This is a genomic window from Streptomyces polyasparticus (assembly GCF_014493765.1).
In the GTDB taxonomy this organism is placed as follows: Bacteria; Actinomycetota; Actinomycetes; order Streptomycetales; family Streptomycetaceae; genus Streptomyces; species Streptomyces polyasparticus.
Genome location: NZ_JACTVJ010000025.1, coordinates 41,166 through 62,586, shown reverse-complemented (window position 1 = coordinate 62,586; position 21,421 = coordinate 41,166). Strand labels below are relative to the sequence as shown.

At 70.1% G+C, this 21,421-nt stretch carries 19 protein-coding genes; 10 read left to right on the top strand and 9 right to left on the bottom strand.

What is annotated here, in order from left to right; translation table 11 throughout:
- Positions 1-91: 91 nt before the first annotated feature.
- From miaB to H9Y04_RS37890, 5 genes are all read right to left on the bottom strand, one after another.
- Positions 92-1,588: a tRNA (N6-isopentenyl adenosine(37)-C2)-methylthiotransferase MiaB gene (miaB, locus tag H9Y04_RS37910; RefSeq protein WP_187818756.1), complete on the bottom strand. Its 1,497-nt coding sequence runs from the start codon at positions 1,586-1,588 to the stop codon at positions 92-94.
- A gap of 216 nt (positions 1,589-1,804) precedes the next feature.
- A complete protein-coding gene (locus H9Y04_RS37905; RefSeq protein WP_187818755.1) occupies positions 1,805-2,740 on the bottom strand; it encodes an amino acid ABC transporter permease in 936 nt (311 codons plus the stop codon).
- Positions 2,737-3,405 (bottom strand): amino acid ABC transporter permease, encoded by a 669-nt coding sequence (locus H9Y04_RS37900; RefSeq protein ID WP_187818754.1) that lies wholly within the window; start codon positions 3,403-3,405, stop codon positions 2,737-2,739. The genes H9Y04_RS37905 and H9Y04_RS37900 overlap by 4 nt, the downstream gene beginning before the upstream one ends.
- A gap of 129 nt (positions 3,406-3,534) precedes the next feature.
- Complete coding sequence (locus tag H9Y04_RS37895; RefSeq protein WP_187818753.1) at positions 3,535-4,386, bottom strand: glutamate ABC transporter substrate-binding protein; 852 nt, start codon at positions 4,384-4,386, stop codon at positions 3,535-3,537.
- 52 nt (positions 4,387-4,438) lie between these two features.
- Positions 4,439-5,215, bottom strand: coding sequence for an amino acid ABC transporter ATP-binding protein (locus H9Y04_RS37890; RefSeq protein WP_187818752.1), 777 nt, complete (start codon positions 5,213-5,215; stop codon positions 4,439-4,441).
- A 252-nt stretch (positions 5,216-5,467) separates the two neighbouring features.
- Between H9Y04_RS37890 and H9Y04_RS37885 the strand changes: the two genes are divergently transcribed.
- The gene (locus H9Y04_RS37885; protein ID WP_187818751.1) at positions 5,468-6,166 is read left to right on the top strand and encodes a response regulator transcription factor; all 699 of its coding nucleotides are present in this window, start codon (positions 5,468-5,470) and stop codon (positions 6,164-6,166) included.
- Between the two features lie 9 nt (positions 6,167-6,175).
- Complete coding sequence (locus H9Y04_RS37880; protein WP_187818750.1) at positions 6,176-7,576, top strand: sensor histidine kinase; 1,401 nt, start codon at positions 6,176-6,178, stop codon at positions 7,574-7,576.
- Positions 7,577-7,604: 28 nt separating this feature from the next.
- On the opposite strand, the gene H9Y04_RS37875 is transcribed toward H9Y04_RS37880, so the two are convergent.
- A complete protein-coding gene (locus tag H9Y04_RS37875; RefSeq protein ID WP_187818749.1) occupies positions 7,605-8,600 on the bottom strand; it encodes a TAXI family TRAP transporter solute-binding subunit in 996 nt (331 codons plus the stop codon).
- A 256-nt stretch (positions 8,601-8,856) separates the two neighbouring features.
- Between H9Y04_RS37875 and H9Y04_RS37870 the strand changes: the two genes are divergently transcribed.
- The 3 genes from H9Y04_RS37870 (at position 8,857) to H9Y04_RS37860 (ending at position 11,785) form a co-directional block, all read left to right on the top strand.
- Positions 8,857-10,527, top strand: coding sequence for an FAD-dependent monooxygenase (locus H9Y04_RS37870; RefSeq protein WP_187818748.1), 1,671 nt, complete (start codon positions 8,857-8,859; stop codon positions 10,525-10,527).
- 221 nt (positions 10,528-10,748) lie between these two features.
- Positions 10,749-11,282 carry a cupin domain-containing protein gene (locus H9Y04_RS37865; RefSeq protein ID WP_187818747.1) on the top strand — a complete coding sequence of 178 codons (534 nt, stop codon included), beginning with the start codon at positions 10,749-10,751 and terminating at the stop codon, positions 11,280-11,282.
- Positions 11,283-11,314: 32 nt separating this feature from the next.
- Positions 11,315-11,785: a rhodanese-like domain-containing protein gene (locus H9Y04_RS37860; protein ID WP_438818205.1), complete on the top strand. Its 471-nt coding sequence runs from the start codon at positions 11,315-11,317 to the stop codon at positions 11,783-11,785.
- Here the strand turns inward: H9Y04_RS37860 and H9Y04_RS37855 are convergent.
- The 3 genes from H9Y04_RS37855 to recA all read right to left on the bottom strand — a co-directional run bounded on the left by H9Y04_RS37855 (position 11,782) and on the right by recA (position 16,356).
- Complete coding sequence (locus H9Y04_RS37855; RefSeq protein ID WP_187818746.1) at positions 11,782-14,310, bottom strand: FtsX-like permease family protein; 2,529 nt, start codon at positions 14,308-14,310, stop codon at positions 11,782-11,784. The genes H9Y04_RS37860 and H9Y04_RS37855 overlap by 4 nt on opposite strands.
- A 150-nt stretch (positions 14,311-14,460) precedes the next feature.
- Positions 14,461-15,219: a recombination regulator RecX gene (gene recX / locus H9Y04_RS37850; protein ID WP_187818745.1), complete on the bottom strand. Its 759-nt coding sequence runs from the start codon at positions 15,217-15,219 to the stop codon at positions 14,461-14,463.
- A gap of 3 nt (positions 15,220-15,222) precedes the next feature.
- Positions 15,223-16,356, bottom strand: a complete 1,134-nt coding sequence (gene recA / locus H9Y04_RS37845) for a recombinase RecA (protein WP_187818744.1) — start codon at positions 16,354-16,356, stop codon at positions 15,223-15,225.
- 352 nt (positions 16,357-16,708) lie between these two features.
- Between recA and H9Y04_RS37840 the strand changes: the two genes are divergently transcribed.
- From H9Y04_RS37840 to H9Y04_RS37820, 5 genes are all read left to right on the top strand, one after another.
- Positions 16,709-17,056 carry a VOC family protein gene (locus H9Y04_RS37840; RefSeq protein ID WP_214662034.1) on the top strand — a complete coding sequence of 116 codons (348 nt, stop codon included), beginning with the start codon at positions 16,709-16,711 and terminating at the stop codon, positions 17,054-17,056.
- Positions 17,057-17,139: 83 nt separating this feature from the next.
- Positions 17,140-18,354: a sensor histidine kinase gene (locus tag H9Y04_RS37835; RefSeq protein ID WP_187818743.1), complete on the top strand. Its 1,215-nt coding sequence runs from the start codon at positions 17,140-17,142 to the stop codon at positions 18,352-18,354.
- Positions 18,351-19,067: a response regulator gene (locus H9Y04_RS37830; RefSeq protein ID WP_187818742.1), complete on the top strand. Its 717-nt coding sequence runs from the start codon at positions 18,351-18,353 to the stop codon at positions 19,065-19,067. Before H9Y04_RS37835 ends, H9Y04_RS37830 begins: the two co-directional genes overlap by 4 nt.
- Positions 19,068-19,313: 246 nt before the next feature.
- Entirely contained in the window at positions 19,314-20,585 is a 1,272-nt protein-coding gene (locus H9Y04_RS37825; RefSeq protein ID WP_187818741.1) for a cytochrome ubiquinol oxidase subunit I, read from the top strand.
- Between the two features lie 51 nt (positions 20,586-20,636).
- Positions 20,637-21,410, top strand: a complete 774-nt coding sequence (locus H9Y04_RS37820; RefSeq protein ID WP_187818740.1) for a cytochrome d ubiquinol oxidase subunit II — start codon at positions 20,637-20,639, stop codon at positions 21,408-21,410.
- Positions 21,411-21,421: the final 11 nt, after the last annotated feature.

Genomic DNA, 21,421 nt, shown 5'->3' with positions numbered 1-21,421 from the left:
CGGGGCGAAGCCCCGGTTTCGGGAAGGGGCGGGGCGGGGAGAAGAGCCCGCCGCAGGCGCCACCCACCCGCACCCCAGCGCACCGGGAGCCTCAGTCGCAACCGCAGCCCGACCCCGCGGGCGCGGGCGACGGAGCCGGGGCGCCGATCGTCGGCAGGCCCAGCATCACGCCCGCCGGGGCAGGCGCCGGGGCGGCGTTGCGCTTCTCCCACGCGTCGCCCGCCCGCGTACGACGGACCGCGAGCACCGGCCCCTCGGCGAGCAGGTGGTGCGGCGCCGCGTAAGTGATCTCGACGGTCACCACGTCACCCGGACGTACCTCCTCGTCCGGCTTCGTGAAGTGCACGAGACGGTTGTCGGGCGCGCGGCCCGAGAGCCGGTGCGTGGAGTCGTCCTTGCGGCCCTCGCCCTCGGCGACCATGAGGTCGAGCGTGCGGCCGACCTGCTTCTTGTTCTCGTCCCAGGAGATCTCCTCCTGGAGCGCCACGAGCCGCATGTAGCGCTCCTGGACGACCTCCTTGGGGATCTGGCCCTCCATGTCGGCGGCCGGCGTACCAGGGCGCTTGGAGTACTGGAACGTGAACGCGTTCGTGAACCGCGCCTCGCGCACCACGTGCATCGTCTGCTCGAAGTCCTCCTCGGTCTCCCCGGGGAAGCCGACGATGATGTCGGTCGAGATCGCGGCGTCGGGCATGGCGGCCCGCACCTTCTCGATGATCCCGAGGAAGCGCTCCTGGCGGTACGAGCGGCGCATGGCCTTGAGGATCGGGTCCGAACCGGACTGGAGCGGCATGTGCAGCTGCGGCATCACGTTCGGCGTCTCGGCCATCGCCGCGATCACGTCGTCCGTGAAGTCGCGCGGGTGCGGCGAGGTGAAGCGCACGCGCTCCAGGCCCTCGATCTCGCCGCAGGCGCGCAGCAGCTTGCTGAAGGCCTCGCGGTCGCCGAGGTCGGAACCGTAGGCGTTGACGTTCTGGCCGAGCAGCGTGATCTCGGAGACACCGTCGGCGACCAGGGCCTTCACCTCGGCGAGGATGTCGCCGGGCCTGCGGTCCTCCTCCTTGCCGCGCAGGGCGGGGACGATGCAGAAGGTGCAGGTGTTGTTGCAGCCGACGGAGATCGACACCCAGGCCGCGTACGCGCTCTCGCGGCGCGTCGGCAGGGTGGAGGGGAAGGCCTCCAGGGACTCCGCGATCTCGACCTGGGCCTCTTCCTGGATCCGCGCGCGCTCCAGGAGCACCGGCAGCTTGCCGATGTTGTGCGTACCGAAAACCACATCGACCCAGGGGGCCCGCTGCACGATGGTGTCGCGGTCCTTCTGCGCGAGGCAGCCGCCGACGGCGATCTGCATGCCGGGGCGCGTGGTCTTGCGGGGAGCGAGCCGGCCGAGGTTGCCGTACAGCTTGTTGTCGGCGTTCTCGCGCACCGCGCAGGTGTTGAACACGACCACGTCGGCGTCGCCGTCGGCGCCCTCGGGCGCGCGGACGTAACCGGCGTCCTCCAGGAGTCCGGAGAGCCGCTCGCTGTCGTGCACGTTCATCTGACAGCCGTAGGTCTTCACTTCGTACGTGCGCGGGGTTGCCGACATGCCAGAGATCAGTCCAAACGAGGGTCTACGGGGGGTGCGCGGCCGGGTCCGGAGGAGTCCGGGGGCTGCGTGGGCCGTCGCACGGACGGCGGCCGGTCATCCAGTTTACGAGGCCGGAGGGGCAGCCTGCTGCCGAGTGATCGGACCCGGGCCGGACATGGACGGAGGGCAGCGGTGTGGTGACCGCTGCCCTCCATCCCGTAGACGCCTCAACGGCTATGTGCCTGCGCCGCCACTGCCGTCTCCGTACGAGCCACGCACGCTGCCGGGGGGAATACCGCCGCCCGCAGCGATGTCCTCGACCGCACCCGTGCCGAGCACCGCACCCGTGCTCCTCTTCCCCCGCCGCAGCCGCTTCTCCAGCCAGGAGGCGAAGGTGGTCAGGATCAGATTGAGCACGATGAAGATCAGTGCGACGACGATGAAGCTCGGGATCACGTTGCCGTAGAAGGACGCCAGCGTCTTGCGCGAGTTCAGGAGCTCCGTGAAGCTCAGCATCGCGCCGCCGAGCGCGGTGTCCTTCACGATCACCACGAGCTGGCTGACGATCGCCGGCAGCATGGCCGTCACAGCCTGCGGGAGCAGGACGAACCGCATGGTCTGGTTCTTGCGCAGGCCGATCGCCTTGGCCGCCTCGGTCTGGCCCTTGGGCAGGGACAGAATGCCGGCCCGCACGATCTCCGCGAGCACGGAGGCGTTGTAGAGCACCAGGCCGGTGACCACCGCGTACATCGGGCGGTCCTCGGTGCTGATGGTCAGCGACCAGTAGTCCGCGAAGTACTGGTTGGCGAACACCATGAGGATCAGGACCGGAATGGCGCGGAAGAACTCCACGATGACCGTGGCGGGCCCACGCACCCAGATGTGGTCCGACAGCCGGGCTATGCCCAGCACGGCGCCGAGCGGCAGCGCGATGACCATCGAGAGGGCAGCGGCCTTGAGTGTGTTGGCCAGGCCCGGCAGCAGGTAGGTCGTCCAGGCCTCGGCCGTGACGAAGGGCTCCCACAGGGTCCACTCGAGCTGTCCCTTGTCGGCGAAGACGCTGATCGCCCACCAGGCCGCCAGCCCGAGCAGGGCAAGAAATACGGCCGAGACCAGGAGATTGCGACGCTTGGCCCGCGGCCCGGGGATGTCGTACAGAACGGAGCTCATCGCTTCACCGCCACGCGCTTGCCGATCCAGCCGAGGAAGATTCCCGTCGGCAGGGTGAGAATGATGAATCCGAGCGCGAAGATCGCGACCGTCACGATCAGCTGAGCCTCGGTCTCGATGATCTCCTTCATCAGGAGCGCGGCCTCGGCCACACCGATGGCGGCCGCCACCGTGGTGTTCTTCGTCAACGCGATCAGCACGTTGGTGAGCGGGCCCACCACCGAACGGAACGCCTGGGGAAGCACCACCAGAGTCAGGACCTGGGTGAAGTTGAGCCCGATCGCACGGGCCGCCTCCGCCTGACCGACCGGCACCGTGTTGATGCCGGAGCGGACCGCCTCGCAGACGAACGCGGCGGTGTACGCGGCGAGACCGAGCACCGAAAGCCGGAAGCCCTGGGTCTGGAAGTCGTCGGCCGCACCCATCGTCATGCCGAAGATGTCGGCGAGACCGAGCGACGTGAAGACGATGATGACGGTCAGCGGAATGTTCCGCACCACGTTCACGTACAGGGTCCCGAAGCCGCGCATCAGCGGAACCGGGCTGACCCGCATGGCCGCCAGGACGGTGCCCCACACCAGGGCGCCTATACCGGAGAAGACGGTCAGCTGCACCGTCGTCCAGAACGACCCGAGCAGGTCGTAGCCTTCAAGAAAGTCGAACACGATCTCCCGCGCTTCCGCGTGTCGTTGGCCGGACGCGCCACCCGGAGACCGGGTGGCGCGCCGTCGAAATGCCGCGGCCGCGGGGTCCGGCAGACGCCGGTCAGTTCCTCAAAGGCCGCTGGTCAAGGGTTACTTGACGATGTCGCCGATCTTCGGGGCGGGCTCGTTCTTGTAGCCGGCCGGGCCGAAGTTCTTCTTCACGGCCTCTTCCCAGGCACCGTCGGCGACCATCTTCTCGAGGGCCTTGTTGATCTGGTCCTTGAGCTTCGTGTCGCCTTCCTTGAGGCCGATGCCGTAGTTCTCGTTGCTCAGCTTCAGACCGGCGAGCTTGAACTTGCCCTTGTACTGCTCCTGCGAGGCGTAACCGGCGAGGATCGAGTCGTCCGTGGTGAGGGCGTCGACACTGCCGGACGCCAGACCCGCGATGCACTCGGAGTAGGTGCTGAGCTCCTTCAGGTTGGCCTTCGGCGCGATCGTCTTCTTGACGTTCTGCGCGGAGGTCGAACCGGACACCGAGCAAAGGTTCTTGCCGTTGAGGTCGGTACCCTCGGCGATGTCCGAGTCGGCGGCGACCAGCAGGTCCTGGTGGGCGAGCAGGTACGGACCGGCGAAGTCCACCTTCTGCTCACGCTCGTCGTTGATCGAGTACGAGGCGGCGATGAACTTGACGTCGCCGCGCGAGATCGCGGTCTCGCGGTCGGCGCTCGGGGTCTCGACGAACTCGATCTTGTCCTCGGCGTAGCCGAGCTCCTTGGCCACGAAGGTGGCGACATCGACGTCGAAGCCCGCGAAGCCGTCCGGCGTCTTCTGGCCGATGCCGGGCTGGTCGTACTTGATGCCGATCTTGATGGTGCCCTTGTCGCTGCCACCAGTGGAGCCCGAGTCGCCCTTGTCCTTCTTGCCGCCGTCGCCACAGGCGGAGACGGTCAGGGCGAGGGTCAGAACGGAAGCGGCGGCGATACCGGCCTTACGGAACTTCATGATGAACATCCTTTGCTTTTCGGTGAGTTGCAGCAGCTCAGTCGGCGTGAGCTCAGTGGTGCAGGATCTTCGACAGGAAGTCCTTGGCCCGGTCGCTGCGAGGCGCGGTGAAGAACTTCTCCGGGGTCGCCTGCTCGACGATCTGGCCATCCGCCATGAAGACGACGCGGTTGGCGGCCGAGCGGGCGAAGCCCATCTCATGAGTGACGACGACCATGGTCATGCCGTCGCGTGCGAGCTGCTGCATGACCTCGAGCACCTCGTTGATCATCTCGGGGTCCAGCGCGGAGGTCGGCTCGTCGAAGAGCATGACCTTCGGCTCCATGGCCAGCGCGCGTGCGATCGCAACGCGCTGCTGCTGGCCGCCCGAGAGCTGGGCGGGGTACTTGTCCGCCTGGGTGCCGACGCCGACGCGGTCGAGCAGGGCACGGGCCCGCTCCTCGGCCTCGGCCTTCGACTTCTTGCGGACCTTGATCTGGCCCAGCGTGACGTTCTCCAGCACGGTCTTGTGCGCGAAGAGGTTGAAGGACTGGAAGACCATGCCGACGTCGGCACGCAGCCGGGCCAGCTCCTTGCCCTCGGCGGGCAGCGGCTTGCCGTCGAGCGTGATGCTCCCTGAGTCGATGCCTTCCAGGCGGTTGATCGCCCGGCACAACGTCGACTTGCCCGAGCCCGAGGGCCCGATCACCACGACGACCTCGCCACGGGCGATGGTCAGGTCGATGTCCTGGAGCACATGCAACGCGCCGAAGTGCTTGTTGACGTTCTTCAGCACGACCAGTTCGTCCGCCGCCGGTGCGGCGTCCTTGGTCACCGATACTTCGGCCATGGGGGTTCTTGCTCCGTCCTCCTCGGTTGGGAGGACCTTAGTAATGCCGTACGACCAGCGTCATTACATCTGAGGGGAAATTGAGCATAACGATCCGGCAGCAACCGGACACTCCTCGTGAAGGGGACGCCCGCCCCGCGTACCGGCTGCATAACGGAACCCGCCCGTAACAAGAACGGCCTTGACGCCGTCGCCGTGCATCGGCGTGACTGCCTGAGTACATAAGGACCGCGTGAACGGAAGGAGGACAGGATGAGACTGCTGCTCGTCGAGGACGACGATCACGTGGCGGCCGCGCTGTCCGCCGTCCTCGCCCGGCACGGCTTCGATGTCGTTCACGCTCGCAACGGCGAAGAGGCGCTGCGAGCGCTGCTCCCCACGGACAAACCGCCCTTCGGGGTCGTTCTGCTCGATCTCGGACTTCCCGACCAGGACGGGTACGAGGTCTGCGGGAAGATCCGCAAGCGGAGTTCGACCCCCGTGATCATGGTGACGGCCCGCGGTGACATCCGCAGCCGGATCCACGGCCTGAACCTCGGCGCCGACGACTATGTCGTGAAGCCGTACGACACAGGGGAGTTGCTGGCCCGTATCCACGCGGTCAGCCGGCGCACGACGCAGGAGGACTCCACCGGCCCGATCGAGACGGGCATCACGCTCGGCGACGTCCATGTGGAGCTGCCCACGCGCAGAGTGACCGTCTCGGGTGAGGACGTACAGCTGACGCGCAAGGAGTTCGACCTGCTCGCGCTGCTCGCCCAGCGCCCGGGTGTGGTCTTCCGGCGCGAGCAGATCATCAGCGAGGTCTGGCGGACCAGCTGGGAGGGCACGGGCCGCACGCTCGAAGTGCATGTGGCCTCGCTGCGCTCCAAGTTGCGGATGCCCGCGCTGATCGAGACGGTGCGCGGCGTCGGCTACCGGCTCGTCGCCCCCGCATCGCCTGTCGCCTGAGGCCCCTTCGTGCGTACGCGTCTGCTCCCCCTGCTCATCGTGCTCATGGCCTCGATCCTGCTCGCCCTCGGCTTTCCGCTCGCGGTGAGCCTGGCAGCGGCGCAGCAGCAGAAGGTCGTGGTCGACCGGATCGAGGATGCCGCCCGTTTCGCGGGACTTGCGCAGTACGTCACCGATCCGCCGGAGACCCTGCCCGGCGACGAGGGCGAACGCCTGAAGACGCTGCGCAACGATCTTCAGCGCTACTACAAGGTGTACGGAATCCGGGCGGGCGTCTTCTACCGCGACCGGGAGGTGATGGTCCGCTCCCACGACTGGTCCGTGCCCGAGGACGGCGAGGGACGTGAGGCCTTCGAGGACGCGCTCTACAGCCACAGCAGCCAGGACCCGCGGCAGATCTGGCCCTGGCAGAAGCGCCGTCTGTACGTGGCGACTCCGGTCGTACGCGACGGCGATGTCGTCGCTGTCGTGCTCACGGACTCGCCCACCGGCAGGATGCGCTCCGAGATCACCCGCGGCTGGCTGCTCATCGGCGCCGGCGAGGCCGCGGCGATGCTCCTGGCGATAGGGGCGGCGCTGCGCCTGACGGGCTGGGTGCTCCGTCCCGTACGGGATCTGGACGCGACCACGCACGACATCGCGACGGGCCGTCTGAAGTCCCGCGTCGCGGTGGCCGGCGGACCGCCCGAACTGCGCCGTCTGGCCCGCTCGTTCAACGAGATGGTGGACAACGTCGAGGACGTCCTGGAGCAGCAGCGCGCGTTCGTGGCCGACGCCTCGCACCAGTTGCGCAATCCGCTGGCCGCGCTGCTCCTGCGCATCGAACTGCTCGCGCTCGAACTGCCCGAGGGGAACGAGGAGATCGCCTCGGTCCGTACGGAGGGCAAGCGCCTCGCCCAGGTTCTGGACGACCTGCTCGATCTCGCGCTGGCCGAGCACGCGGGCATAGAGGCGGAGCTGACGGACATCGGCGAGCTGGTCGCCGAGCGGGTCGCGGCCTGGGGCCCGCTGGCCGAGGACAAGGGCGTGGAGCTGCGTACGGAAGGGCTGCGCGCGGCGACGGCCTGGGCGGACCCGGTGACACTGTCCAGCGCGCTCGACGCGGTGATCGACAACGCCCTGAAGTTCACGCCCTCGGGCGAGCAGGTCACGGTGACCGTCGCGGCCAACGGCGCCAAGACGACGGTGGAGATCGCGGACGGCGGCCCCGGCCTCACCGAGGAGGAGCTGACCCGGATCGGGGACCGCTTCTGGCGCAGCAACCGCCATCAGAACATCAAGGGTTCGGGCCTGGGCCTCTCCATCACGCGGGCCCTGCTCACCTCGTACGGCGGCACGATCTCCTACGGCCCGAACGAGCCGCACGGCTTGCGGGTGACGGTGACGCTGCCTCGCTCGGCGGGTGCCTGAGCCCGCGGCTCAGGGCTCGACCCGCGGCTCAGGGCTTGACGGAGCGGTAATACCGCCGCGCGCCCTCGTGCAGCTCCAGCGGATCCGTGTACACGGCCGTGCGCAGGTCCACCAGTTGGGCCGCATGGACCTCACGGCCGATCTCGTCCCGGTGGTCTATCACCACCCGCGTCAGCCACTCCGTGACCCGTGTGTCCGCACGTTCCGTGGTGACCAGCAGGTTGGCCACCGCGATGGTCTGCACCGATGCCTTGTTCTTCACCTTCGGATAGGCATCGGCCGGCACGGTCGCCGCACGGTAGTAGCTGGACCGGCCGCCCTGGCGGTGCAGCTTGTCCACCAAGGCCGCGTCGAGCTCGACGAGCCTGATGTCGGTCCTCGTCGAGAGGTCCTTCACGAACGGCGTCGTCAGCCCTCCGGACCAGAAGAACGCGTCGACATCCCTCGTCGTCAACGACGGACCGGCCGCCTGCGACGCCGTGTCCACGGCCTCGATGTCGTCGAGCCCCAGGCCCGCCGCCGCAAGGACACGCTCGGCGATGATCCGTACACCGGATCCCTCAGGACCGACCACGACCCGCTTGCCCTTGAGGTCCTTGACAGTGGTCACGGGCGAATCGTCACGGACGACCAGGTGCACATAGTCGTCGTACAGACGCACACAGCCGCGCAGCCGGTCCCAGCCCGGAGCCTGGTCCTGCTGGTACTGCCGCACCGCGTCGGCCGCCGCGATGGTGAAGTCGGCCTTGCCGGTGGCGACCCGCTGAACGTTCTCCTTGGAGCCACGGCTGCCGCGCAGGTCGATGTCCAGATCGGGCAGGTCGTCCGCGACGGCCTTCTTCAGCTCATTGCCGTAGACCTCGTACACACCCGAGGCTCCCCCGGTGCTGAAGACCACCTTCCCGTCGGGCAGATCCTCGCCCAGGGGCAGCAGCCACCACAGAAGGAGCCCGAAGACCACGAGCCCGGCAGCCGCGCCTTCGAAGGCGCGGCGCCTGCTGAGGCGCGGGAGTGTGAGCGGCATGCGCGCGATCCTGCCAGGTCACGCGCTGTGAGCACCAGGGCCGATGTCACACCGTGACCGCCGGGGCGTCTGCACGGTGACCGCCTGGGCGCATACACGGCCAGGACGCGGGAGGGAAGCGTTCCGGACCCGACGGGAACGCGGCTTGACTCGGGAGGCATGCAGTCGGTTGCATACGTTCTGTGATCGTGCACCCTGCGCCAACTGCCCTCTCCCGTACGTCGTACAGCACCGAGACGGCAGGAGGCGCCGCACCGTGGACCCGGTGATCATCGTGGGCGCCGGGCCCGTGGGCCTCACGTCGGCCCTGGCCCTGGCCCGGCACGGCGTCCCGTCCGTCGTCCTGGACGAGGGACCCGGCAAGGACGAGCAGCGCCCTGCCCGCACTCTGGTGCTCCGCGAGGACACAGCCGCCCTCGTCGAACGACTCACGGGGATCACTCTGAGCGACAGCCGGTGGACGGGCTGGCGTTCCCTGCGCCGCAAGCAGGAGCTGCGCCACGTCGCCTTCGACGAGGCCGCCCCAGGGCCCGCACATCTGCCCCAGCACACCCTCACCGCCGCCCTGCGCGCCGCCGCCGACGAGGAACGCCTGGTCAAGGTGGCCGTCGACAGCCGCCTCGACTCCATCGAGCAGGACGCGGGCGGTGTCACCGCGCACACCCGGGGCCCCAAGGGCACCTGGTGGCGCGGCAGTTACCTGATCGGCTGCGACGGCCCGCGCTCCACCGTGCGCAAGCTCCTCGACGTCCGCTTCCCCGGCCGTACGGCGGTGGAACGGCACGCCGTCGCGGCCCTGCGCGCCGAACTGCCGTGGCCCGGTGAGGCCTTGCTGCACCGGATGGCCCCCTGGCGCGGCGCCCCGGCCGAGATCACCGCGCGTCCGCTGCCGGGCGACGTGTGGCGGCTCGACTGGCTGCTGCCAGCCCGCAGCGAACTGGTCACGCCCGAGCGCCTGGTCTCCCTCGTACGGGACACGCTGGCCGACTGGTGCGGTACGACGCCTCCGTACGAACTACTCGACACCGGCGTGCACACCGTGCACCACCGGCTGGCGCGGCGCTGGCGCGTGGGCCGCTGCTTCCTCGCCGGGGACGCGGCGCATCTGCTCGGCGCGCTCGGCACCCAGGGCGTGGACGAAGGGCTGCGCGACGCGGACAACCTCGCATGGAAGCTGGCGCTGTGCCGCGACCACGGCGAGTCGAAGCTGCTGCTCGACAGCTACCAGGCCGAGCGCCGCGGCGCGGTCGCGGCCCGCCTGCGCGCCGCCGACCAGGCGCTGCCGATACTGCGTGGCGGCGGAGGGCTGCGGGCTTACGTACCGGGGACGGCGCGCGGGCATGACGCGCTCCTGACCGACGGACACCTGGGCCGGGGCCCGCTGGGCTCGCTCCCCTCGTACGAGAAGTCGCCGCTCGCCCTCGAGGAGCCCTCGGAGTCCGAGGTTCCGGTCGGCACGGCGCCGGGTGCGCCGATCGCGGATGTGCCCGTGACCGCGCCGGACGGCGCCGAGGTGCGGCTGCGGGACCGGCTCGGGCGCGGCCGGCTGCTCGTGGTCCTGGTCGCGCCCGGCACGGGTGTGTGGGACCGGCGGCACTGGCTGACGGCCGGGGTGATGCCACGGCTCGCGGCGGCCGTCACGGCGCTGCCTCTGCCGGCCGAACTCCTCGTCGCGGAGGGCTATCCCGGCGCGGTGGCCCACACAGTGCTGCTCATCCGTCCCGACGGGCATCTGGTGACAGCGCTGAGCGGTGTACGGCCCGCCGAGCTGTACGCGGCGGCGGACACCGCGCGGGGCGGGAAGCCGGCGCCGCCGTCGGGGGCGCGGCGGGCGGCAGGGGACGAGGAGAGCTTGTCGGTGGACGACAGGGGCGCATCCGCTGCCACGGGGGCAAGCCCCGCCATCCGGGCCGCGGACGCAGATTGACCGCCTGACCGCGTCCTGGACGCCGATTGACCGCCACGTTCCGTCATGGTCTACTCCGCCCATGACGGAACGTGGCGTGCTGATGTGGCGGAGGGTCCATCTGGACCTGGTCCGCTACGCAGGCTGCGTCTGTACCGAATCCTGCTGATTCGCCCTTCCCTCGCGCTCCCCGCCCGAAGCGGGTCCGACGCGCATCCCAGCGAACCTTCAGGACGGTATCCGTGTCCGCACCTTCCGCCACCCCGACGCCCCCTGCCACAGCAGCTCCCACCCCTGCTCAACTCCTCGATTTCGTCCGGCGCAGCGCCGCCGACGCCGAGCTGATCGCCTCGCTCCCGCTCGACCCCGAGGGCCGCACCTGGCTGCGGCTCGAAGGGCCCGGCGGCAGCGAAGCCTGGCTGATCGGCTGGCCGCCGGGCACCGGTACGGGCTGGCACGACCACGCCGAGTCGGTCGGCGCGTTCGCCACGGCGGCGGGCACGCTCAAGGAGAACTCGCTCGCCGTCCGCATCCCGACCTTCGCCTGGAAGTCCCTGGAGCTGGCCGAAGACCTGGACAGGGAGCGGGAGTTGGAGGCGGGCGAGGGCCGCGCGTTTGGACAGCACCACATCCACGAGGTGCTCAACGAGTCCGCCGAACGGCACGCCGTCTCGGTGCACGCCTACTACCCGCCCCTGCCGCTGATCCGCCGCTACAGCCGCACCGGCCCGGTCCTGCGCCTCGAAGACGTCGAGCAGCCGGAGGACTGGCAGTGAGCGGCCGCCCCGTGTCGAACGGACCTGTATCGATCACCCCCGCGTCGATCGCCCCCGCATCAATCGCCCCCGTATCGATCGCCCCCGTATCGATCGACGAGCGCTTGGAGCAGGTCCGCGCCGGTCTGGACCGGATCTCACCGCAGGAGGCCTACGAGGGTTTCCAGGCAGGCGAGTTGCTCCTGGTGGACACCCGCTACGCGGAGCTGCGCGAGCGCGACGGGCTGATCCCCGGCGCGCTCGTGATCGAGCGCAATGAGCTCGAATGGCGCCTCGACCCACTGGGCAGCCATCGGGCGGCGGCGATCACCAGCCATGACCAACGCCTTGTGATCTTCTGCAACGAGGGTTACGCGTCGAGCCTGGCGGTGCAGTCCCTGCTGCAGCTGGGACTGCACCGGGCCACGGATCTGATCGGCGGCTTCCAGGCCTGGCGCTCGGCGGGGCTGCCGGTGGTGGATGCGGATTCCGTGCCGGATCCGGTGACCAAGCCGATCGCTTAGTCCCTTGCCAGCGCCGCCTCGATCGGCCGGGCCCGCAAGGCCGAACGGCCGGGCAGGGAGGTCGCGATGAGGGCGAGCCCGGCGGCCGCGGAGACGACCGTGACGTACAGGAGCGGAGCCACCGAAGGCGCGGCGGCGCCGGTCATACCGACGCTGAAGGCCGTGAGGACGGCGAGCGCGATACCGCTGCCGAGTGCCGTGGCGAGCAGCAGGACCGAGACCGCCTCGATCCGCAGCATCCGCAGCACCTGGTGGCGGGTCGCGCCGGCCAGGCGCAGCTGGGCGAACTCGCGGACGCGTTCCGACACCGACATCACCAGGGTGTTGACCACGGCGATCGCGGTGAAGGCGAGGACGAGGGCCATGGCGAGGAGGTTCACCTCGGCGCCTGCCTGCTGACGCTGCGCCTGGAGCTGGTCGGCCTCGTCCGGCGCGAGGATCTGCGTACCGGGGAAGTCCTCGAGCGCGTCGGCCAGTTGGTGGCGCGGCTTGTCGGAGGCGACGAGGACCGTGGCGGACAGGGGGTTGTCGACGTGGGTGGCGACCAGGTCGTGGGCGAGGGTGATGTCACCGAAGCCGAGGCCCCGTGTGTAGACGGCGGTGACCTCGACCGTCGCGGGAGTGCCGTCGCCGAGTGTCAGCTTCAGGGTGCTGCCGGGCTTCAATCCGAGCTGGTCGGCGGCCAGTTCACTGATCGCCGCGGTGCCGGTGCCGAATCCCTTGAGCGTGCCGGCCGTGACCTCGGGGTCCCAGGTGCGCAGGAGGCCTTCCGGGGTGACGCTCTGCGTCTGGTACTTGTCGAGGCCCACGCGCACCGTGGTCCGTACGACCTCAGTGGCGGTGGCGCCCGAGGCGCGGATCCGGTCCGCGGCTGCGGCCGGGACGCCGGGACCCTGCGCGGCGAGCACCCAGTCGGCCCGTACGCCTTCGCGGGCCTGGGCTCGGGCGGCGTCGCCGAGCGTGGACTGGACGAACAGGACCGTGCAGGTCATCCCGATCAGAAGGACGAGCGGGGTGACCACGGAGGCCATCCGTGCGGAGTTGCCGCGCAGATTGGCGGTGGCGAGCTTTCCGCCGTGGCCGGTGATCCGCAGCGGGAGCTTCAGCAGGAACGCCGTCGCCTTGACGAGCAGCGGTCCGAGCAGCGCCACGGCGACGGCGAGGACCACAACGGCCAGGAAGGTCACGGGAGTCGACGCCGGCTCGGTGCGCAGGGTGCTGAGCACGGCGACGAGGGTGATGCCGCCGGCGAGCGTGACGACTCCCGCGGCGATACGGGTCCACGCGGGGCGCGCAGGCTCCAGTGACGCTTCCGACAGGGCCTGGGCGGGGCGGATACGGGCGATACGGCGACCGGAGATCCGGGCGGCGGCCCATGCTCCGAGCAGGGTCGCGCCGACGGCGGCGAACAGCGGGAAGACGCTGACGGTGTGCTCCAGGGATGCGGGGATCGCGCCGGCCTCGACGAAGCGATGTTGCAGCCACGCCCCGAGCGGCAGGCCGAACAGGGCCCCGGTGATGCCGGCGAGCGCGCCTACCAACAGGGCTTCGCGGGCCAGCAGTTGACGTACCTGCTTCGAGGTGGTGGCGATGGCGCGCAGCAGCGCGAGCTCGCGGTGGCGCTGCTGCACGGAGAGCGCGAAGGTACCGACGACCACGAGCACGGCGACGAGCAGCGAGGTGCCGCCCATCGCGCCGCCCATGGAGACGAGTTTGGTGCGGGCGCCCGCGGCGTCCAGGAACTCGACGGCGCCCTTGGCCTCACCCGTGCTGACCTGCACCTGGGGTGCGGGGAGCGCCTCGCGCAGCCGCTCGCTCAACTCGTCAGCGGACACGCCGGCTTCGGGGATCACGGCGAGGGCCGTCACCTTGCCGGGGTGCGCGGCGAGACGCTCGGCCTCCGCGTCGCTGAAGAAGAGGGCGCTCTGGTGCCTGAGGTCCTGCCCCTGGGCTGGGGCGACGATCCCGGTGATGCGGTACGTGCGCGGGGTCTGCGTGGACTGCACGGTGAGCCGGTCGCCGGTGGTGAGACCCGCGCGCTCGGAGAATCCGCTGTCGACGACCAGGTCGGTGGCGCCCTTGGGCGCCTTGCCGTCGGTGAGGCGGAAGGGAGTGAGGGCGGCGGAGGACCAGGCGTGGCCGAGGGGGCTTGCCGCTGCGGAGGTGCCCAACGGCTGGGCGAGGAAGGAGAGTTCGGGGATCACCTGCCGCACCCCGTCGACGGCCCGCACCTCGTCGGCCGTCTCCCGGGGCAGCCAGGCCCGCTCGGCCAGGGGCTTGGCCTTGTGCTTGACCTTGGTCTTGCCCTTCTTCTCCTTGACCGTGGTCCGATGCACATTCTGATCGGCGGAGACGATCACGGGGGCGCCCGCATACCGCTCGGCCGCGATCTTTCCGCGCAGCCCGGTCTCGAGCAGCGAGCCACAGGCGGCGATCAGGGCGGCGGCACACATCAGCGCGAGAAACGCTCCGACGAAGCCACCTTTGCGGTGCCGGACGGTCCTGAGGGCGTAGCGCAGCAGCATGACGCAGGGTCTCTTTTCGGTTGTCGGGGAGGGAGCTCGGACCGCTCCGAACTGCCCCTCCAGGGTGCTGCGCGCACCCCGCCCGACACACTGGAGCCCTCTGCCGTCCTCACCGGGGGCTAACCCCACCGCTGCCGCTGCGGCTTCCCCTCACTCCATCCCGAACCCCAACTCCTCCACGTCCTCCCCCTCTTCCTCAAGCGCCCTGCGCACCACCCTGAGCGCCATCCCCTCCGGGTACCCCTTGCGAGCGAGCATCCCGGCAAGCCGGCGCAGCCGCTTGTCGCGGTCGAGCCCCCGCGTCGACCGCAGCTTGCGGGCGACGAGCTCGCGGGCCGTCTCCTCCTCCTGGTCGGAGTCGAGCTGGCCTACCGCCTCGTCGATGGTCATGGAGTCGACCCCGCGCGTACGCAGCTCCCTCGCCAGGGCACGCCGGGCGAGCCCACGGCCGTGGTGCCGTGACTCCACCCAGGCGTCGGCGAACGCCGAGTCATTGATCAGCCCGACTTCCTCGAAGCGGGAGAGCACTTCCTCCGCGACCTCGTCGGGGATCTCCTTCTTGCGCAGGGCGTCGGCGAGCTGCTTACGAGTGCGCGGGGTGCCGGTCAGCAGGCGCAGACAGATGTTCCGAGCGCGCTCGGCCGGGTCGGTCTCCCGCTCCGGCCGACGCGGCGCGCGCGACTCACCGTCCCGATCCGGCTCACCGCCCTGATCCGGCGCACCGTCCCCGTCCGGCCCACCGGCTCGCCACGCACGCGGCTCCCCCTCCCCGGCCCTCGACGGAGCGGGGGAACCGCTGTCCTGTTCGCCGAACCCACGCCGGCGCCCACGGCGCCCGCGTCCCCGTGGCTCGGACGGCCCGAGGCCGGAGTCCCCCGTCTCCTCGGGCCACTCGGTGCGACGTACCACGGATCAGCTCTTGGCCGCCGCGGCCTTGGTCGCCTTGGCCTTGGCGGCCGGGGCCGGAACGGTCTTGGCAGCCGCGTCCTTGTCGGCGTCCGCCGCGGCCGGACCGGCGGCGTCCGCGCCGGGCTCGGCCTCCGGGGCCGGCTTCACACCGACGCCGAGCTTCTCCTTGATCTTCTTCTCGATCTCATTGGCGAGATCGGGGTTGTCCTTCAGGAAGTTACGGGCGTTCTCCTTGCCCTGGCCGAGCTGGTCGCCCTCGTACGTGTACCAGGCACCGGCCTTGCGCACGAAGCCGTGCTCCACACCCATGTCGATCAGGCCGCCCTCGCGGGAGATGCCCTGGCCGTAGAGGATGTCGAACTCGGCCTGCTTGAAGGGCGGCGCGACCTTGTTCTTGACGACCTTCACGCGGGTGCGGTTGCCCACCGCGTCCGTGCCGTCCTTGAGGGTCTCGATACGGCGGATGTCCATGCGCACCGAGGCGTAGAACTTCAGCGCGCGGCCACCGGTCGTGGTCTCCGGCGAGCCGAACATCACGCCGATCTTCTCGCGGAGCTGGTTGATGAAGATCGCGGTGGTCTTGGACTGGTTGAGCGCGCTGGTGATCTTGCGCAGCGCCTGGGACATCAGACGGGCCTGCAGACCCACGTGGCTGTCGCCCATCTCGCCCTCGATCTCCGCACGCGGCACGAGCGCCGCCACGGAGTCGATGACGATCAGGTCGAGGGCGCCGGAGCGGACCAGCATGTCGACGATCTCGAGGGCCTGCTCACCATTGTCCGGCTGGGACAGGATGAGGTTGTCGATGTCGACGCCGAGCTTCTTGGCGTACTCCGGGTCGAGCGCGTGCTCGGCGTCCACGAAGGCCACCTGGCCGCCGGCGCGCTGGGCATTGGCCACCGCGTGCAGGGTCAGCGTGGTCTTACCGGAGGACTCCGGCCCGTACACCTCCACCACGCGGCCACGGGGAATGCCGCCGACGCCGAGCGCGACGTCGAGTGCGGTCGACCCGGTGGGGATGACCTCGATGGGCTCGTTCGGCCGCTCGCCCATGCGCATCACTGCGCCCTTGCCGAATTGGCGTTCAATCTGTGCGAGCGCGGCGTCCAGCGCCTTCTCGCGGTCGGTTCCTGCCATGGGTTCCACCCGATTTGCTTGAGTCGATCGCTTCACGTCAAAGACGCTATCGCCTGCCACTGACAATCCGCCCCGACGCCCGTCCAGCCTGTGGATAACTCCGCGCGAATCGCGGAGCACCCCCGCTGAAATCCCGTGCAAACCCCGGAATCACGGGCCTGCAGAGAGGCCAGGACATCAATGAGAATGGATGTTCGATTTCCGTGTCAAGCGCACCACGCGGCACGGCGCGCCGTGTCCCACGGGTGCTCCCGATGACTTTCGCCGCCGGACGGAGTCTGCCCTTCCGCCGGACGGAGTCCGTCCTTCCGGCACGCCGGCACCCGTCCGGCGCGGCAGAGAGGAGCCGATCGTGGCCGTGGGAATCTTCGCGGGCATCCCTGTCAGCGACTGCAAGAGCGCGGTGGAGTGGTACACCAAGCTCTTCGGCAAGGACCCGGCGTTCTTCCCCAACGAGGTCGAAGCCGTGTGGCAGCTGGCCGAGGACCGCTATGTCTACGTCATCGAGGACGCCGCCCGCGTCGGCGGCGGTGTCGGCATGATCTGGGTGGACGACCCGGCATCCGAGGTGGCACGGATCGCCGAGCGCGGGCTGCGCCCGGTGGACAAGGAGCAGCACGGCAACGTCTGCAAGTGGGTCTTCCATGACGCCGACGGCAACGAGACGGGTATCGGGGGCGAACTCGCCTCCGCACCCTGATGCAAGAGGCCGGCGGCCGGTGACCGGCGGCCGGCCGCTGGTGACCGGCGGCCGCCGCGAGGAAGCGCGAATATCCTCGGACCATGACTCTCCCCCCGGCCGACCCGCTCACCGCGCGCCTCTCGGAGCGCGGCAAGGACCTCGCCGTGGTGCTCGCCGTCGCGGCGGTCGTGGTCGGCGGGACGTTCTGGTCGATGCGGGGCAAGAGCGAGACGTTCTGGCAGGCGGTGACCGGCTGGGTGATCATCGCGTTGGCCTGCGGCGCCCTGTACTTCCGGCGCCGCTGGCCCGTCGGGGTCGCCCTGTTCACGCTCGCTGCCTGCGCCGTCTACTACCCGCTCAGCGTCTACGACGGCCCGGTGCTGGTCACCTTCGTGATCGCGCTGTACGCGGCCGCCGCCGAGGGCCGATTCGTCGCGGCGGTCGCGATCGGTGTCGCCGTGATGCTGATGATCGTCTACGGCGAGACACAGCAGGGCAGCGATCATCGGCATGTCGACGACGCCCAGTTCATGATGCTCGCCGGCTGGCTCCTGAGCATCCTGGTCCTCGCCCGCGCCCAACGCACCCGCGCCGCCTACCTGGAGGAGGTACGCGCCCGCGCGCTGGCCGCCGAGCGCGAGCAGGAGGCGCGGGCGCAGCAGAGCGCGACCGAGGAGCGGCTGCGGATCGCCCGCGAGGTGCACGACGTGCTCGGGCACAGCATTTCGCTGATCAACGTGCAGTCGAGCGCGGCACTGCACAAGCTGGGCAAGAAGCGCACCACCGACGATCCCGTCGCCGCGCTCGCCACGGCCGAAGCGGCCCTCGAAGCCGTGAAGTCCACCAGCAAGGACGCCCTGGGCGAGCTGCGCTCCACGCTCGGCATGCTGCGCGGCGCGGGCGAGGCCGCCCCCACCGCGCCCGCGTCGGGCCTTGCGCAGCTGCCCGAACTCGCCGAGCGGGCAAGGAGCGCCGGACTCGACGTACGCATCGTCACGCAGGGCGGCGCACGGGAGCTGCCGCCGCCGCTCGACCTGGCCGCGTACCGCATCGTGCAGGAGTCGCTCACCAATGTGACCCGGCACGCGCGGGCGACCGCCGCCACGATCACGCTCGACTACGGTACGGACGACCTGCGGCTGCGGATCGAGGACAACGGCGCGGGCGCCCCCGACGGGATCGGCGGGGGCAGCGGGATCCGCGGCATGGCCGAACGGGCCAGGGCCTTCGGCGGCGAACTGACCACCGAGAACACCGCGGACGGCTTCCGGGTCATGGCCCGGCTGCCGTTCGAGACGAACCAGGGGGCGCGATGAACAGCGTGGGGTACGGCTCGGCAAACAGCACGGGGCAGACGCCCGGCACGATCCGCGTCCTGCTTGCCGACGACCAGACGCTGGTGCGCGCGGGCTTCCGCTCCATGCTGGACGACGAGGACGACATCGAGGTGGTGGGCGAGGCCTCGGACGGCGAGCAGGCCTGTGCGCTGGCCCGCCAACTGCGCCCGGACGTGGTCCTCATGGACATCCGTATGCCCGTACTCGACGGCCTCGAGGCGACCGCGAGGATCACCGCCGACCCCGCGCTCGAAGGGGTGCGGGTGGTGATCCTGACGACCTTCGACATGGACGACTACGTGTACGGCGCGCTGCGCGCGGGAGCTTCGGGCTTCCTGGTCAAGGACACCGAGCCGATGGAACTCCTGCACGGCGTACGGGTGGTGGCGCGCGGCGACGCGCTGATCGCGCCGGCCGTGACGCGGCGGCTGATCGCGGAGTTCGCGGGCCGCGCCAAGCAGCCCGACCCGAGCCCGCGGCTCAACGCGCTGACCGACCGCGAGCGGGAAGTCATGGGCCTGGTCGGCGCCGGCCTCTCCAACGACGAGATCGCCCAGCGGCTCGTCCTGTCCCCCGCGACCGCGAAAACCCACGTCAGCCGCATCATGACCAAACTGGACGTCCGCGACCGCGCCCAGCTGGTGATCCTCGCGTACGAGTCGGGAATGATCACGCCGGGGTGGCTGGCCTGAGGCTCCAGGCTTCCCAGAGCGGACAGCCCCTCCCTCCTGGGGGCCGAGCCCTTCCAAGGCTATCGGCCCCCACTGACAACGCCGCCCCGCTGACGCCTCCCCTCTGACGCCTCCCCGCTGGCGCCGCCACCCCCGCCGACACAACTCCGGTGGTACACGCCCGCCCCCACCCACAACCCACGTGGTACCCCCACTGTCCACCGCCGGCCGACGCCCCACCCCCAGCCGTACGCCGACGCTGAGGGTGTGAATCCGGAAACGCTTGATCTCGCCCGGCTGCAGTTCGCCCTCACGGCGGGCGGCCACTTCCTCTTCGTCGCGCTCACCCTGGGCCTCGCGACGGTCGTGGCCTGTCTGCAGACGGCGGCGACGTTCAGCAGCAAGCCCCTGTACGCGCGGATGGTGCGCTACTGGGGCCAGCTGTACGTGATCAACTACGCGGTCGGGATCGTCACCGGCCTGGTCATGGAGTTCCAGTTCGGTCTGAGCTGGAGCGGACTCACCCATCACGCGGGCGATGTCTTCGGCTCCTCGCTGGCCATGGAGACGGTGATCGCCTTCTTCGTGGAGTCCACCTTCCTCGGCCTGTGGATCTTCGGCTGGCACCGCTTCTCCAAGCGCGTCCACCTGGCACTGATCTGGGGCGTCACGCTCACCGCGTACGCCTCGGCGTACTGGATCCTGGTCGCCAACGGCTTCCTCAACAACCCGGTCGGACACCGCGAGGAGAACGGCCGCCTGGTGCTCGACAACACCGTCGAGGTGTTCACCAACCCGTCCGCCCTGCTCGCCTTCGGCCACGTCCTGGGCGGCGCGCTGATCACGGCCGGGTTCTTCCTGGCCGGAGTCTCCGCGTACCACCTGTTCAAGCGCACACCCGAGTGGGAGTTCTTCAGCAAGAGCCTGCGGATCGGGGTGTTCCTCTCGCTGCCCGCGCTGTTCGTGACGGCCACCTTCGGCGGACTGCAGTTCGTGGGGATGCAGCCGATGAAGGAGGCGGTGTTCAGCGCGAAGAACGCCGAGATCGCCAAGCTGCAGGCCGAGATGGTGGAGCGGTTCGGACCTGGTGACTATGTGCCCTCCGAAGCGCTCACGCGCGCGGCCGGAATCCTGATGCTGCTCGCGTTCGCCCTGATGATGTACCTCTGCGTCGCCGGCGCCGTGCTCGCCGCCTTCCGCAAGGTCGTCTTCCGCTTCCGGCTCTGGCATGTGGTCCTGATGGCCGCCGTGCCGCTGCCGTATCTCGCGATGATCAGCGGCTGGGTGTTCCGCGAGGCGGGCCGCCAACCCTGGGTCGTATACGGCCTGTTGAAGACCGAGGACGCGGTCTCCAAGGTCTCGCCCGGGCAGATGCGCCTCTCCCTGATCGTCTTCACCTCGCTCTTCGCGCTGCTCGCCGCCCTCAACTTCTGGCTGATCGTGCGCCATGCGCGCCGCGGCCCCGTCGAGACCGACCTCGGCCTGGACGAACGCGAGGCCGACGACCCCGCCGACGCCCTGCCCGCCGCCCGCTACTAGGAGCCCAGGAGACCTGGACCGCCCACCAGACCTGGAGACCCGGAGACCGCCATGGAAACCCTCGCCACCGCCCTGCTCGGCTTCTTCGCCGCCGGCTACTTCGTCCTCGGGGGCGCCGACATCGGCACGGGCATGCTCGCCCCGTACCTGGGCCGCTCGGACCGTGAACGCCGCCTGGTCATCGCCTCGTTCGCCCCCTTCTTCCTCGGCAACGAGGTGTGGCTCGTGGCCACCGCCGGACTGCTCATCGGCTGCTTCCCGGAGCTCGAAGGGGAGCTCCTGAGCGGCCAGTTCGCGGTCTTCGTCCCGCTCCTGACCGGCTGGATCGTGCGCGACACGGGCCTGTGGCTGCGCGGCCGCGCCGGCGGCCGCGGCTGGCGCCTGGCCTGCGACACGGCGGTGACGGGCGGCAGCTGGACCGTGGCCCTGGCCTGGGGCTGGCTGCTCGCCGGCCTGTTCGGCGGCTCGCTCCACGAGCCCGCGAGCGGACCGGTCGCGGTGATCACGGCCCTCGCGGTGGCGGTGCTCTTCGCGCTGCACGGGCTCGGCTTCGCGGTCCTGAGGCTGACCGGCGATCCGTACGCCCGCGCCCGCGTCCTGATCGGCCGCGCGGCCCGCCCCTGGCAGTCGTTCGCGCTGACCGCCGCCCTGATGGCGGCCCTGCCGCTGGTCGCCGGACTCGGCCTGCCGCTCGGCGAGTCGGCCGGCTCGTCCGTCGGCACCCTCGTGCCCGCACTGCTCGTGGTGACACCGCTGCTCGTGGCGGCCCAGGCGTGGATGTGGCGCACGTTCCGCGCCCGCGTCACACGCCCCTCGTACCTCTGACGTTCCGCGCC

Bases quoted from the DNA above. Each gene is read 5' to 3' on its own strand.
- miaB (WP_187818756.1), bottom strand. From the start codon at position 1,588: ATGTCGGCAACCCCGCGCACGTACGAAGTGAAGACCTACGGCTGTCAG.
- H9Y04_RS37905 (WP_187818755.1), bottom strand. From the start codon at position 2,740: ATGAGCTCCGTTCTGTACGACATCCCCGGGCCGCGGGCCAAGCGTCGC.
- H9Y04_RS37835 (WP_187818743.1), top strand. From the start codon at position 17,140: ATGACTCTCCCCCCGGCCGACCCGCTCACCGCGCGCCTCTCGGAGCGC.
- H9Y04_RS37885 (WP_187818751.1), top strand. From the start codon at position 5,468: ATGAGACTGCTGCTCGTCGAGGACGACGATCACGTGGCGGCCGCGCTG.
- H9Y04_RS37875 (WP_187818749.1), bottom strand. From the start codon at position 8,600: ATGCCGCTCACACTCCCGCGCCTCAGCAGGCGCCGCGCCTTCGAAGGC.
- H9Y04_RS37820 (WP_187818740.1), top strand. From the start codon at position 20,637: ATGGAAACCCTCGCCACCGCCCTGCTCGGCTTCTTCGCCGCCGGCTAC.
- H9Y04_RS37855 (WP_187818746.1), bottom strand. From the start codon at position 14,310: ATGCTGCTGCGCTACGCCCTCAGGACCGTCCGGCACCGCAAAGGTGGC.
- H9Y04_RS37890 (WP_187818752.1), bottom strand. From the start codon at position 5,215: ATGGCCGAAGTATCGGTGACCAAGGACGCCGCACCGGCGGCGGACGAA.
- H9Y04_RS37895 (WP_187818753.1), bottom strand. From the start codon at position 4,386: ATGAAGTTCCGTAAGGCCGGTATCGCCGCCGCTTCCGTTCTGACCCTC.
- recA (WP_187818744.1), bottom strand. From the start codon at position 16,356: ATGGCAGGAACCGACCGCGAGAAGGCGCTGGACGCCGCGCTCGCACAG.
- H9Y04_RS37830 (WP_187818742.1), top strand. From the start codon at position 18,351: ATGAACAGCGTGGGGTACGGCTCGGCAAACAGCACGGGGCAGACGCCC.